This is a genomic window from Burkholderia sp. NLJ2 (assembly GCF_049487195.1).
Classification (GTDB): Bacteria; Pseudomonadota; Gammaproteobacteria; order Burkholderiales; family Burkholderiaceae; genus Burkholderia; species Burkholderia pyrrocinia.
This window is the reverse complement of record NZ_CP137810.1, coordinates 474,893-487,900: the sequence shown is the minus strand read 5'-3', so window position 1 is coordinate 487,900 and position 13,008 is coordinate 474,893. Positions and strand designations below refer to the sequence as shown.

Sequence of the window (13,008 nt, the reverse complement as noted above, 5' to 3'; positions counted from 1 at the left end):
CGCACGAAATCCCGTGCCGCTCGTGCACATCGACGACGAGCGCACGCCCGAGCCGGCGACGGCTCGAGTCGTTGTTCGTGGATCGGCGACGCGCGACCGCTCAGTGCGCGCGCCTTCTTCGTAACTCGTGCGCGGAATAGACGACGAGGAAGATGCCCAGCATCGCGGCACCGGACGCCATGAAGTCGTTTGCGGTTCCCGAGCCGTGCAGGGACGTCGGGAAGATGCCGAGACTCAGTCCTGCGGCAGCGAGAAGCAATCCTGCAGCCACACCCCAGACCGGTCCGGCGGTCTTTTCGATTTTATTTTTCATGCAGCACCCGTCTACAGTGATTACCTGATCGGTATCGGCAATTAACGCCGCGTCTACCCCCAGTGGCTCCACTATAGCCCGGAAAAAATTCGCAAACGTTCAGTGCTTTTCCCGATCAAGTTTGCCCGGTCACGGCCGGTGTGCTGCGTCGGTCCGCACGGTCATTGTCCCGAGAAAGGGCGCGCGCCGCCGGCACCGATCAACTCAACAGCCGCTCGACCTCCCGGATGAGCGTGCGGCGCCGTTGCGCATCCTGCTCGTAAGCGCGCGCAGCAGCCTCGATGTCCGCGCCGCAGTGCGGACACTCGCATTCGTGCCGGTGAACGTAGCCGTTGCAGGCACGACACAGACCGAGCGTGGGCGGAATTCTTCCGACGTCCGGCGCACGCTTGCCCTTGTGTTTCCACGCGAGTTCGACGGTCTGCCCCGACCGGGAAATGCTCGACACGGGCGCGCCGTCCGCAATGCGTTCGGTGACGAGATCGAAGCGCCCCACCGCGAACGACGCCGGCGCCGCATCCTCGATCTTCTCGATGCGCTCGCGCAAACCCTGTTTCTTCAGTTCGAGCACGCGATAGTGGCAGTAAGGGTTGTTGCCCGGCTTGCCGAGCAGCGAATGCGATGTCCACGTGCAGCCGCCGCGGCACACGTCGGCGTAGTAGCACGTGCGACAGAATCCCCACAGGTCGTCCACGGAGCGCAGTCGGCCGAAATGAATCGCGTCGCTGGTCCGCCATATCTGTTCGAGCGACAAATCGCGGACATTGCCGCCCGCGAAGCCGACCGTCGCCAGCGACGGGCAACCCTTCACGGTGCCGTCCGCTTCGAGCGCAATGACGGTCTGCCCCGCCGCGCATCCGGTCCAGTGCACCCGCTCGTCCCCGAAACCGCGCCAAAGATGCTCGTACGGACCGAAGTAGCCGATATTGTTGCCGACGTTCATCAGCAGGCCGCGATCGAGACCCCGCTTGTAGAGATCGGCAAGCAGCGGCATCAGCTCCTCGAGCTGGTACGGCTGGAGCAGCAATTCGTCGTGATCGACCGCGTTGCCCATCGCGACCGTCAGCTGAATCTGCCAATGCGTGACCCCGATCTCGATGATCGTGTCCATCAGCGCCGGAAGATCGCGCATCGTCGCCGAGCCGATCTGCGTATTCACGCTGATCGAAAGACCGTGCGCGCGGGCGCGCTTGAGCGTATCCACGGCCCGGTCGAACGAACCCGGGACGTTGCGCACCTTGTCGTGCAGCGGCGCCAGGCCGTCCAGCGACACGCCCAGACCGTTCAGGCCCGCTTCGACGGCTTGAGCAAGCCGCGCCGGCGTCAGGTTGCGGCCCCCCGTCTGGACCGCGCAGTACATCCCGTGCGAACGGATTGCCTTGATGAGCTGCGTCCAGTCCTTGCGCAGGTAGGCCTCTCCGCCGATCATCGACACTTCGCGCGTGCCGAGCCTGGCCAGCGACTCGATTACCTCGAGGCACTCGTCCGTCGACAGTTCGTTGGTCCGCCGCCGGCCTGCGCGGGATCCGCAATGCAGGCACTTCAGATCGCAAGCCAGCGTGATCTCCCATACGACATGAACCGGGATGAAACGCTTGTAGTCCTCATCGCCCAGGAATCGAACCGGGCGTACTTGGGTCTCGTCCATGCCGATGTCCTTCCAGTGTCGTTTCGCCCGCGTCGGCTGCATGTCGATCGGGCTTTCCGCGGCCGTTGCTGCCCGCTGCCCGCAACGCGTGCCGCGGACGGCGGCACGCGTTCCCTGCGCCGCACATGCTCAGCGTCGCGCTTCCAGGCGCGCGATCTCGGCATTCAGGCCGGCGAGCGCTTCCTCGATGCGGCCGGCGTCAGCCAGCTGCTGTTCGGCCACGCGTGCCAGCGCCTTCATACGACCGAGGTCGCCCGATTGCCGCGCCTGCTGCAAGCCGACACCGTACAGTGGCGTCACAGGCTGTTGTCGTGGCTCGAGCGGCTGCAGCGCGCCGGTCGCGGTCATGATCGCGTGTTCGACTTCGTGCCAGCGTTCCCCGTCGAAGAACCGGTAACTGGCGACACCCGACTTCCAGTCCGCCTCGACGATGCCCTGGAGGTGGAACGTTTCGGCCAGGCTGCTGGTCGGCCCCGACGGATTGCCTTGCAGGCTGAGGACGAGTTGCGATTTGGCGCCGGGCGCCAGCACCATCTGGTTGTATTGGCCCCATACCTGCGCACGAAATTCGAGCGGCGGCCAGGTCGACTGAGTGATGCGGGCAACGCCGCTGACCTTCTTGGCCGGCGGATTGACGAGCAGCGCCAGCGTGAGGACAGGTGCGCCGATTGCGGGCGTGGCGACGCGGAAATTTACGGGAAAAAGAGCGGCGGACATTACGTAGCTCCTGTAGCGAATAGTGATCGACAAGACCCGGCCGGGCTCAATGCCCGGCTTCCAGACGGGCGATTTCCGCCTTCAGCGCAGCCAGCGCCGCTGCGATTTCGTCGCGGCTTTGCAACTGATGATTCGCGGCAGCGGCAACCGTCTTCATGTGCGCGAGATCGCCGGAGGCCGTCGCCTGTTGAATGGGCGCCCCGTACAAGGGTCGCGGCCCTCCGTACGGCTCCAGGATCACCGGGCCCGGCTCGAGCGGCACGAATTCCCGATCGATCTTTGCCGGTACGTTCTCGATTGCGTGCCAGCTGCCGTTGTCGAAGTAGCTGTAGGAAGCCACGCCGCTTTGCCAGTCGTTTTCCAGCACGAGATGGAGCCGGAACGTCACGATGGAATTCGCGGTCGGCCCGCCGTCATTGCCCTGCAGCGTCACCAGAATTCGCGTGTTGACGGGCGGCATCAGCGCCATGTACGTGTAGTTGCCCCAGACGTCGGCATGAAACTCGACGGGCGGGTTCACTGCCTGCGTGACGGTCGCGGTGCCGACCACACTGCGCTCGGGCGTGTCGACGAGCAACGCGAGCCTGAGCGTCGGAGCGCCCGGCAACCCCGTGCCGATGAGGTAGCCGGCCGGGAAAAGCCCTGTACGTGTGTTCTCGGACATCTGGTCCTCCTGGGTGGTGAACGAAACGGTGCTGCGCGCGACGACCGGTCAGGCCCGTTCGCGCTTCACGATTTCCTGCTTGAGCTTGCCGACCGCAGCGGCAAGGTCCCCGTGCTGCTTCAGGACCTCTTCGGCCTGGCTCAGCAAAGCCTTCATTTTTGTCAGATCCCCTTCCGATATGGCCTGGTGGATCGCTACGCCGTAAGGCGGAATGACATGCCCGGTTTCCCTGTTCATACCGTTCTCGCTGAAAAGATGGTCGCCCCGATTCGCGGAGTCTCCGCGAGCACCAGACAAAGCAACGCACGTGCCAGTTGCCGCACGTCCGGCATGCGCCCGCAGGATCCACTTCGGCTCGCCGATCAACGGACGATTTCGTCCGGTCGATTGCTGCGCGATGGACGAATGCGTCCATGTGCGGCTGCGTGGTTCGGCTTCCCGGATGCAATGACAGTCAAGACCGGGGACTCGACGGAAAACGGTATGGATGGACCGCCGCTGGCGCGGCGGCAAGAGAAGGTCGATCGGCGAAGGAGGAATGCACGACGCCAGGGCCAGGGGACCCAACCCGTCGTGCTGCGCATTCAGGACACTCGCGTCGACGCAATCGCTACAGCAGCCCGGGCGCCTGGATCAGGCCCGGCAGCGCAGCCGCAGGCACGTGCAACGGTCGCTCGAGCGCTTCGACGGCCGGCGTCGTCCGCGCGAACTGTTGCAGCAGATCCGCGAGATACGTCGTCGCGGCAAGCCGCGCGGGTACCGAGCCGAGCGCCTGCGCTGTCGAGATCGCGATGCGCAGCCCTTGCTCGGCCGCGCCGGTGTCGCCGAGCATCCATTGCGCACGTGCCTTGACGATGAGCAACTCGCCGAGATAAGCACGCTCCTGTCTGCGGATCACTTCGTCGATCGCCTCGGAAACGAGCGCTTCGCATTGCCGCGCACGCCCTGTGCTCAACAGGATCTCGCCGTGCTTCCAGGTCTTGATCGAATAGAACAGCGCGCCGCCATGCTTCGCGATGTCGTTGTCATAGCCGTCAAGCAGCATCGCCTCGGCTTCGCCGTGCTTGCCGACCGCGCTCAGATAACAGGCTCTGAATATTCGGGCCGCCCCGCTACAACAAGCCGGACCGCCGGCTGACGATGCAGCGTCGAGCGCGGTCGTCAGACCGCCGAGCCGCTCGGTGTCGTTGAACAGCATCGCCAGCCACGCAGCGCCTTGCAGATCGACCGTGCGACCGGGCGAACGCGGATGTTCCTCCTCCGTTCGCGCGATCAAACCGTCCATCGCACGGCGCGCGTCGTCGACCGCCCCGGTCTGGTATGCGGCGAGCCCCTCGAACGTCAATGCGAGTCCCGCGACATCGACGCCCTGGACCCCGAGCCGGCGGTCGGCGCCACCCATGCTGCACAGTCCGCCGCGAGACAGCGATGCCAGCGCTTCCTCGCTGTCGCCGAGCCAGAACAGCGTAGTGGCCAGCGCGACGTGGGCCTCGTCGAGCGCGGCCCGATCCCCCATCGCGTGCGCTCGCTGAAGGAGCTCCTGAGCCGTGGCGCGCGCCTTGCTGAGCTGAAGCGTCACCAGTTGCGTCGTCCAGATGCCGAATTGAACCGCCGCGAGTTCACGCGCGTCGCATACGCCGTCGCCGATCGACAAAGCTGCGTTGTAACAGGCCAATGCCTCGGGAAACTGCCAGCCATGGACGCTGCGCAGGCTGACGGCAAGCAGGCGATACGCGCCGAGCTGCAGTCGGCGGTTGTCTTCGGTCGTACTGGCCTTTTGCAGCAGATCGAGGCAGCGACGCAGCAGCGCAACGGCTTCGCGAAACCGGGCGGTGCTGACCAGCGCTTCCGCGCGCTCCAGACACTGCCTCGCTTCCCCGTGTTGCGCTTCGCGTGCCTTGAGCCGGCGTTCGATGACCTTGCGGCCGACACCGAGCAACGCGGCCGCGGCGCTCTTGTTATGCGACGTCCTCTCCAGCGCGCGATCGATCAACAGATGTTCGGCTGCGGCCAGCTTGTCGTCGCCGTCGAGCTCCAGCAGGCGATCCGCGAGATGGGCGCGCTCGGCGTCGTCGTGCGCCTCCGTCGCCAGAAACGGCGCCAGAGTCTCGGCGTCGATCCGCGCATGTGGCGCAAACACGCTCAGCTGACTGACGAGGTTGCGCAACTGGCGAACATTGCCTGGCCACGGCTGTTCGCACAGCCGCTTGGTTGCCGCCGGCGTGAACGCGATCGTGCGCGCTTGCTGGGCCGCAAAATGGGCTGCAAGGAGCGGGATGTCCTCACTTCGCTGCGCGAGCCCCGGCACGTTGAGGATGAATACCGCGAGCCGGTAGAACAGGTCTTCGCGGAACTGGCCGGCGCGCGCTTCTTCCAGCAGGTTTCGATGCGTCGCCGCAACGACGCGCCCGTCGAACCGCTGGCTGACAGATGCCCCAATCGGCCGGAACGTGCGCGTTTCGAGCACGCGGAGCAATTTGGGCTGCAGCGCCAGGGGGAGCTCGCCGATCTCGTCGAGAAAGAGCGTGCCCGACCCTACCTGCTCGAACAGGCCGCGGTGGTGTTCGACGGCGCCGGTGAAGGCGCCTCGCGCATGACCGAAGAACTCCGCTTCGATCAGGTCGTAGGGGATGGCGCCGCAATTCACGTCGATGAACGGCATGTCGCGACGCGGCCCGTTTGCGTGAAGACGCCGCGCGACCAGTTCCTTTCCGGAACCGGTCGGCCCGACGATGAGCAGCGTGTGCTCGGTTGGCGCGACGCGGTCGATCATCCCGACCAGTTGGCGAAACGCGGACGACACGCCGATCAGCGCCTGCGACTCAGGTGCGCCCGTGTCGCGTGCGCACACGCCAGGGCCGGAGGCGGCCCTGCTCCGTATCGGATTCATCACGCGTTACGCGGAAATCGCGATGCACGCCAGTGCAGGACGACGTCGGCCCGCCGAACAGCGGTGCCGGCGCGCGCCGTCGCTTCAGGATCGGGCAGCCTGCCCGCACTGCGGATTTCTGTCCCCGGTTTTGGCATGCTCTTTCCTATTCGGTCGAATTCGAGAGCGATTTTTTTCAATCTTCTTTCGACAAAGCACGACGGCTGCGCTTGTCGAATCAACCTGCAGCACGTTTCTCGTTTCTGATTCCCGATTTCAAAATCGTCACGACTGGATGTTGGCTGAGGTTTAAAAGAGTGTAGCGTGAATTCGTAAGACAAGGATTAAAATAAATGGGGCTGGAATATTATTAAAAACGGACGCATGGCCCGGGTAATAATTATCGTGATTGTTGACGATGTGCCGCAGTCTGCATCGCATGGTTGATCAGGGGACAAATCTCCGGTGCTGACGATACAAGCTGCCGGGTGCGTTCGTCCGGGGTTCGAGTCGGCCCACGCATTGGAGCAGAGATCGATCGCTACCGAATCAGCAGGATGTCGAATCACGACGCCCGACCATCGAAACGATTTGGTATGACGAATATGTATCGTGGTTATATGAACGCCGATACAGATTCTTGTGTGACGAAATAATTAAAATATCCCTACAATCAAATAATGTTGGTTATGAAATATTTTAAACTCACCCAATACCACGCCTCCATTCACCTATAAATAAAATTTCAATAACCTCGTGCTGTACGAATTTCTCTGGCACGCGCTGCAATCAGCACTGCTTCATCAAAATAACACTCGAAACACTTATGTCAATTTTTCTCCAGCGCCAATTGATGCAAACGGGTATTTCGCCGTCGATGAGTTCGCCGCGCAGACATCATGGTGCTCGCCAACCTGGATGCTTTGAATCGCGCCTGTCGCGACACACGACTGCGCAATGAAAGCCGACCTGCCAGCTGCCATGAAATTTGCCCGACACACCGGCGAATCTGGCGCTATCATCCAATTCACTTGGGAAACGTAGTCATACACACCAATGAAGCTCGATGCGATCGACAAACGCATTCTGCGTGCGTTGCAACAGAATTCGAACCAGACGAATGCGGAACTCGCGCAGCAGGCGGGGCTCTCCGCCACGCCTTGCTTGCGCCGCGTCCACCTCCTCGAGGAGCACGGAGTCATCAACGGATACGTCGCGCTGCTCGATCCTGCGGCGATCGAACTGAAGTTTTCGACTTTTGTGCGAATTACACTGGATCGCCAGGACAAAACCACGGTGGAGCGCTTCGCGCGTGAAATAGAAAAAGCGCCGGAAGTGCTCGAGTGCCATTTGATGGCGGGCAGCTACGACTACCTCCTGCGCGTCATCGCGAAGGACCTCGACGATTACCAGCGCTTCCAGATGGAGACGCTCACGAAAATCGACGGTGTGCGGAACGTCCAAACCGAGATTCCGCTCAGGCAAATCAAGCATACGACGAGCCTGCCGATTTGGTGACAATCAGGAACCCATCGACGCACATAAGACAATCAGACTGTTTCGAGTCGATAGCCGACCGTATAGACGGATTTCAGCGAAATGCCGTTCTCGGCACGGAGTGCGAGTTTGCTCCTGATTCGATAGACATGGGCATCCAGCGACCGTGAGTATCTGCCCTCGTTCTTTCCCCAAAGAATTTTAAAAATATGATCGCGCGGGACTGCCCGCCCAAGATTCTTGAACAGAATGGCAGCGAGTCCGAATTCCTTGTCGGTCAACGGAATCTCGGCGCCCTTCAAGGAAACAGTTTTTATTTTCTCGTCGAGCATATAATTCCCGACCTCAATCAGGCCGGGCATTTCGCGACCGTGCCTGGCTCGGCGCGTGTTCGATCTCACCCGCGCCAGCAGGACCGCCGGACCGATCGGCTCGAGGATGTAGTCGTCGGCCCCGGCGTTCAATGCCCCGGCGACACATTGCTCGAATGTCCGGTTGGTCAGGAACAAAACCGGCAGGTTGTCGCCGATGTTGCGGCGAATCCACTTGAGAACGTCCATCCCCGACATCAGTGGAGCCACCCAGTCGAGAATAACCAGGTCGAATATCGATTTTTCGAGCTTCCGGACCGCAGATGCACCGTCCCGGCGAACTTCGACGTGATATCCGTGCTGGCGCAATGTCAGGTCGACAAAATCCGACATCGCGGCGTCGTCTTCGAGTAGCAGTATCTTCATTGGAATCAATCAATTTCAATGGCATCCGCACGCACCCCGACGGGTGCGCACTTCGAGAATCCAGATAAGTCTCGATTACATGCTTGCCGTTAATCACGCTCACGATCGCCCGCGCGCTATTCCGCGGCGCGAATAAGATTATTCGTCCGCAATAAAGCGAAAATGGGCGTGAATCAATTAAGCGATTCGAGAGCCCGCTTGATTTAAATCAGCCTCGTGTAATTTCAACTGGCCGATCGGTAGCGAGATTATTCCTCTTACCCGGTAGAAATTGGATGCAAATATGGTCAACCCATGCACCCTGGTTGGAGTCAGTCGCCAACAAACCCCGAATCGGTAGTGAAATGCTCCAACACGCCTCGGTAGCGGCCGACGGAGGCACTTTCGTGCGATTGGCGGAGTTTTAATCAGACGAATAGATGCGGCGCCAGCCGGCCGCTGTTGGCCGGTTGGGCCTGTGCAGGCACCTTGTCGCAGGGAAGCTTGCCGTGGTGCGCATACCGTTGTCGGGCGACCCATGGGCGCTGGATGCTCGGGATCGCATTGGATCAAATTTCATCCATATGCCCCTGCAATAGCCAAATCGTCCAAAGTTCACAATAGTTGTAGTGAAATACGCATCCAATCTCTACAGGAAGGTCGCGATAATCCACTGGTCCACCCGCCTGCAACATGCAGCCCGCAGCGCGGTCCTCGTCAGGCCATCTTCTCCAGGAGATATCCCATGTTGCACCTGTCATGGTTGCCGTTCATCGCCACCTCCCTTCTGATCATTCTTACCCCCGGCCAGGACATGGTTCTGGTGATGTCGCGGACACTATCGAGCGGAACCCGCGCGGGCATCGTTACCGCAGCAGGCGTCAGCGTCGGACTGATCGTGCACACGATGCTCGCGACGCTCGGCGTGGGCGCCCTTCTTCAGGCATCCGCATGGCTGTATACGTTGCTGAAGCTGGCCGGTGCGCTGTACCTGCTGTACCTCGGCGTGATGCTTCTGCGCTCGTCGGGCGAGCTGACGTTGTCGGGTAGTAAAGGCGCGCCGGCATCGGCGCTGCGTACCTTCATGCAAGGCGCGCTGTCCAACGTATCGAATCCCAAGATCGTGCTGTTCTACCTTGCCTTTCTGCCGCAATTTGTCCCTGCTGATTCGACGCGGCCGATGCTGTCTCTTTTCATACTGGGCGTGACGTTCGCCGGCCTGACGTTCCTGGTCAAGGGGCCGGTCGCACTGTTCGCCGGTCTGCTGTCGGCCTCGATCCGACGCAATCCGCGCATCCTCACCCGCATACATCGGACAAGCGGCGTCGTCCTGCTGGCGCTGGGCGTCAAGCTCGCATTCGAGCGCCAATGAGTTCAGGTCGTTACTCCGTGCGTTTGCCGGTGTACGACCGGTTCGAAATGCGCCGCAGTGCGCGCGATCGCGTTTCTCATGCGCTCGCCGATACGAGCCGCTCGCCCTCCACCGGGAAGACGTGCGGCGGCACCCACGCGCGAATCAAACAATGAGCGCCGGCGCGGGACGAGGCTGCAGCGCCCACCGAATCGGACGCTCGCCTATCGATCAATCTTCTCGCGCAAGTCGTAGCAAGATGTCGGCGAGGGCTCGAATTTTCGGTTGTTCCGCACGTTGGGGCGGATAGACGAGGAAGTACGAAAGGTCGTCCGGGACCACATCCTCAAACGGTGTCACCAGAGATCCGGCACGAAGTCGGTCTCTTGCCATTCGTGGGTCGCCGATTGCAACTCCGTGTCCTTCCATCGATGCCGTGAGCGTCAATTCGAGGGTATCGAATACCAGTCCACGTCCTGCATCGATTTGGCGTGCCCCAACGTGATCGAGCCAGCATCTCCACTCTGCGTGGCTGGGCCCGGGATGGAGCAAATCGACATGCGCAAGGTCGGCAACGGTTCGCAGTGATGTCGCCAATGCGGGCGCGCACATCGGCGTAAGCATCTCGGAAAACAGCGGTACCGCTTCCATACCGGTCCACTGTCCCGTGCCTCGCACAACGATGGCATCGACGTCGGACGTCGTGAAATCCGGCGTATCGTCCGCGGATGTCGAAATACGAAGCTCCGTCCCGCTCATGGCGCGATGAATGTCCGGCAGCCGCGGGAGCAACCAGCGAATGGCGAACGTGGACGGCAACTTCAACGTGAGCACCGAGGTCGCCCGTGCATGGGAATCCGCGTGCTGAACCAATTGCGTGAGCACGTTGATCGCGACCGTCAGCAGTGCATTTCCTTCAGCCGTCAACGTCAGACCCGATACATGGCGCACAAACAGTGCGCATCGATAATGCGTTTCCAACTGCTGTATCTGGCGGCTCACTGCGCCTTGCGTCCTGCATAGATGATCCGCAGCCTTGCTGACGCTGCCGAGCTGCGCCGCAGCAACGAATGACTGAATCGCTGCCAACGGCGGGAGGGGCCGCGTCAAGTCAGCCAGCGGATATGCATGCGCCGCATACCCGGATTGCAAATTTTTCGATTGTTCGGTCATCGGTGCGTCGCTATCGTGCGTCTACCGGATGCCCCGTTCTTACGCATGAACGGGGTTGTCAACGAACGATCGGAGGATAATTTTGGGCTCAACGTCGAAATCACTATATACGGAACAGGTTCGCGCGTACCTTCGGGAACTGGAGCGAGGCGATGTCGGTGCCATCTGCGCGCTGTTTACGCCGGACGCGCAGATTTTCTCGCCATTTCTCGGCTGGATGCACCCAGAGCCCTTCTTTTCGAAGGTTGCTGCCGCATCGGGAGAGAGCAAGATTACACCGATCGATATCTGCGTCAGCACAAGTGGAGCTCGACGTGCGACAGGTTACTTCATCTACGACTGGGCCCTGAAAGACGGTTCGGTGGCGCGCTTCGAGTGCGTCGACGTGTTCGAGTTCGATATCGCGGGTCTCATCGAACGGATGATCATCGTCTACGACACCCATCCGATTCGCAGTACGGTCGGCGACAAGTACTCTTAACTGATTCGATGTCGCTCGATACCGAAGGCCGGCGTTTGCGAAGGGCTGCTCTGCCGACGAGCGATGTCGATCAAGGTCGCGCCATTCCGGTCACCGACGTGGCATCGTGGATCAATGCAAACCTTGCTTCGGGCCGCAGCGAGTCATCGCAAGTCTGACCGACCATCCAGGCAAACGGCATCGACGGCAGTTTCCCCGAACAGCTTCAGTACCCACGGCGGAAAGGCGCTCTTCGGAACGCGGGCGAGTCTTCGGCGCGGAAAGGGCTTCCCTTCTTGCTCATATCGCGACTCTTTCAGGAATTCCAATCAACGCTTGTGGACGGCTGAATCGAGCACGAAGCTGGTCGTCATATTCTGCACGCCCGCTTTGCTCGGCCTCGGCGACTCCAGCCCCGTGCTCGTTGCCGACAGAATTTCGACGCTGATCCGATAACGCGCGCGACTCGCCCCAACCCGTTGCCAAACGCCTCCTCGAAAATCAGCCACGGCACTAGCCACAGGCTTCGAACCCGGCGTGCTGCCCAACACGGATAGATCCGAGCAACGCGGAACAAGCGCACACCCCTACGCTGTGGACGGATGCGATGCACCGAACAGTTGAATCACGACGCCGCGCAGCCACCGGTTGCCGGCCTCATGGTGATAGCGCGCATGCCAATGCTGCCGTACCGCGAAGCCTTCGACCGGGATCGGGCACGCATGAACCGCCAGATCGCTCGCCTGAGCCAGTGTCTGGCCGATATGACGGGGTAGCGTCGTGATCAGGTCGGTCGTCTGGACGATCGCACCCAGACCCAGAAAACCCGGCAACTCCAGCACCACGTCTCGCTCGATGCGTGCCTGCCGCAGCGCCTGTTCGAGGAGTTGCGCCCCGGTTCCCGCGGTAATGGCGACATGTCCTTCGGAACGATACTGCTTCGCCCCGAGGCGACCGCGAATCCTCGGGTGATGCCGGTTGGCCAGGCATACCCAGTCCTGGTCGTACAGCTTCTGCTGATAAATGCCACCGCCTAGCCACGGTACATAGCCGATCGCGAGATCGGCTTCGCCTGATTCGAGCGCGCGCTCCGTATTGCCGTCGATCCGTGCGGCCTCCAGCCGGACGCCGGGCGCCTGCGCGCGGACGTGGGCCAGCAGCCGCGGAAGCAGCGTGATGTGGCTCGCGTCGGTCATGCAGATGCGAAACCGTCGCTGGGCCGTCGCAGGATCGAACGCGATCTCCCACGCAGTGAAGCGCCGCATAGATTCGAGAATCTCCCGGCATGGCCCGATCAGCGCGTCGGCTTGCGGTGTCGGCGCCATGCCGCCGGGTGTCCGGATGAAGAGCGGATCGTGCAGATGTTCCCGCAAGTGCCCGAGCCAGATGCTGACCGTCGGCTGGCTCTGGCCCAGTTGCTCGGCAACGCGCGTGACGCTGCGCACGTCGTACAGGAGATCGAAAAGCTGAAGCAGCTTCAGGTCGGGCAGGTCGGCTGGCATCGCGGCGTTATTGTCCATGGCAATGACGCCATTGTATCCATTGCATTGTCGGCATGAGCGGCGACTCCTATCGTGGTGCCATACGTCAGCTTTGCATG

At 61.5% G+C, this 13,008-nt stretch carries 12 protein-coding genes; 3 read left to right on the top strand and 9 right to left on the bottom strand.

The features are described 5' to 3' along the window. Positions 1-100: 100 nt before the first annotated feature. The 6 genes from R9B84_RS24565 to R9B84_RS24540 form a co-directional block, all read right to left on the bottom strand. On the bottom strand, positions 101-313 hold the full coding sequence (locus R9B84_RS24565) for a hypothetical protein (protein WP_423762632.1): 213 nt from the start codon (positions 311-313) through the stop codon (positions 101-103). 199 nt (positions 314-512) lie between these two features. Further along, positions 513-1,961 carry a GDL motif peptide-associated radical SAM/SPASM maturase gene (locus tag R9B84_RS24560; protein WP_423762631.1) on the bottom strand — a complete coding sequence of 483 codons (1,449 nt, stop codon included), beginning with the start codon at positions 1,959-1,961 and terminating at the stop codon, positions 513-515. A gap of 129 nt (positions 1,962-2,090) precedes the next feature. Further along, entirely contained in the window at positions 2,091-2,678 is a 588-nt protein-coding gene (locus R9B84_RS24555; RefSeq protein WP_423762630.1) for a DUF1842 domain-containing protein, read from the bottom strand. A gap of 46 nt (positions 2,679-2,724) precedes the next feature. Beyond that, complete coding sequence (locus R9B84_RS24550) at positions 2,725-3,342, bottom strand: DUF1842 domain-containing protein (protein ID WP_423762629.1); 618 nt, start codon at positions 3,340-3,342, stop codon at positions 2,725-2,727. A gap of 48 nt (positions 3,343-3,390) precedes the next feature. Further along, positions 3,391-3,579, bottom strand: a complete 189-nt coding sequence (locus R9B84_RS24545; protein WP_059749228.1) for a DUF1843 domain-containing protein — start codon at positions 3,577-3,579, stop codon at positions 3,391-3,393. A gap of 373 nt (positions 3,580-3,952) precedes the next feature. Continuing rightward, positions 3,953-6,232, bottom strand: a complete 2,280-nt coding sequence (locus tag R9B84_RS24540) for a sigma 54-interacting transcriptional regulator (RefSeq protein WP_423763569.1) — start codon at positions 6,230-6,232, stop codon at positions 3,953-3,955. 1,035 nt (positions 6,233-7,267) lie between these two features. Between R9B84_RS24540 and R9B84_RS24535 the strand changes: the two genes are divergently transcribed. Beyond that, positions 7,268-7,729 (top strand): Lrp/AsnC family transcriptional regulator, encoded by a 462-nt coding sequence (locus tag R9B84_RS24535; RefSeq protein WP_423762628.1) that lies wholly within the window; start codon positions 7,268-7,270, stop codon positions 7,727-7,729. A 32-nt stretch (positions 7,730-7,761) separates the two neighbouring features. On the opposite strand, the gene R9B84_RS24530 is transcribed toward R9B84_RS24535, so the two are convergent. Further along, the gene (locus R9B84_RS24530; RefSeq protein ID WP_423762627.1) at positions 7,762-8,445 is read right to left on the bottom strand and encodes a response regulator transcription factor; all 684 of its coding nucleotides are present in this window, start codon (positions 8,443-8,445) and stop codon (positions 7,762-7,764) included. A gap of 724 nt (positions 8,446-9,169) precedes the next feature. Here R9B84_RS24530 and R9B84_RS24525 point away from each other — a divergent pair. Further along, positions 9,170-9,796, top strand: a complete 627-nt coding sequence (locus R9B84_RS24525; RefSeq protein WP_423762626.1) for a LysE family translocator — start codon at positions 9,170-9,172, stop codon at positions 9,794-9,796. A gap of 210 nt (positions 9,797-10,006) precedes the next feature. Here the strand turns inward: R9B84_RS24525 and R9B84_RS24520 are convergent, their stop codons facing one another. Next, complete coding sequence (locus R9B84_RS24520; RefSeq protein WP_423762625.1) at positions 10,007-10,948, bottom strand: LysR substrate-binding domain-containing protein; 942 nt, start codon at positions 10,946-10,948, stop codon at positions 10,007-10,009. Positions 10,949-11,030: 82 nt separating this feature from the next. On the opposite strand from R9B84_RS24520, the gene R9B84_RS24515 reads away from it, so the two are divergent. Next, a complete protein-coding gene (locus R9B84_RS24515) occupies positions 11,031-11,429 on the top strand; it encodes a nuclear transport factor 2 family protein (RefSeq protein ID WP_423762624.1) in 399 nt (132 codons plus the stop codon). Positions 11,430-11,995: 566 nt separating this feature from the next. On the opposite strand, the gene R9B84_RS24510 is transcribed toward R9B84_RS24515, so the two are convergent. Continuing rightward, positions 11,996-12,928: a LysR family transcriptional regulator gene (locus R9B84_RS24510; RefSeq protein WP_423762623.1), complete on the bottom strand. Its 933-nt coding sequence runs from the start codon at positions 12,926-12,928 to the stop codon at positions 11,996-11,998. Positions 12,929-13,008: the final 80 nt, after the last annotated feature.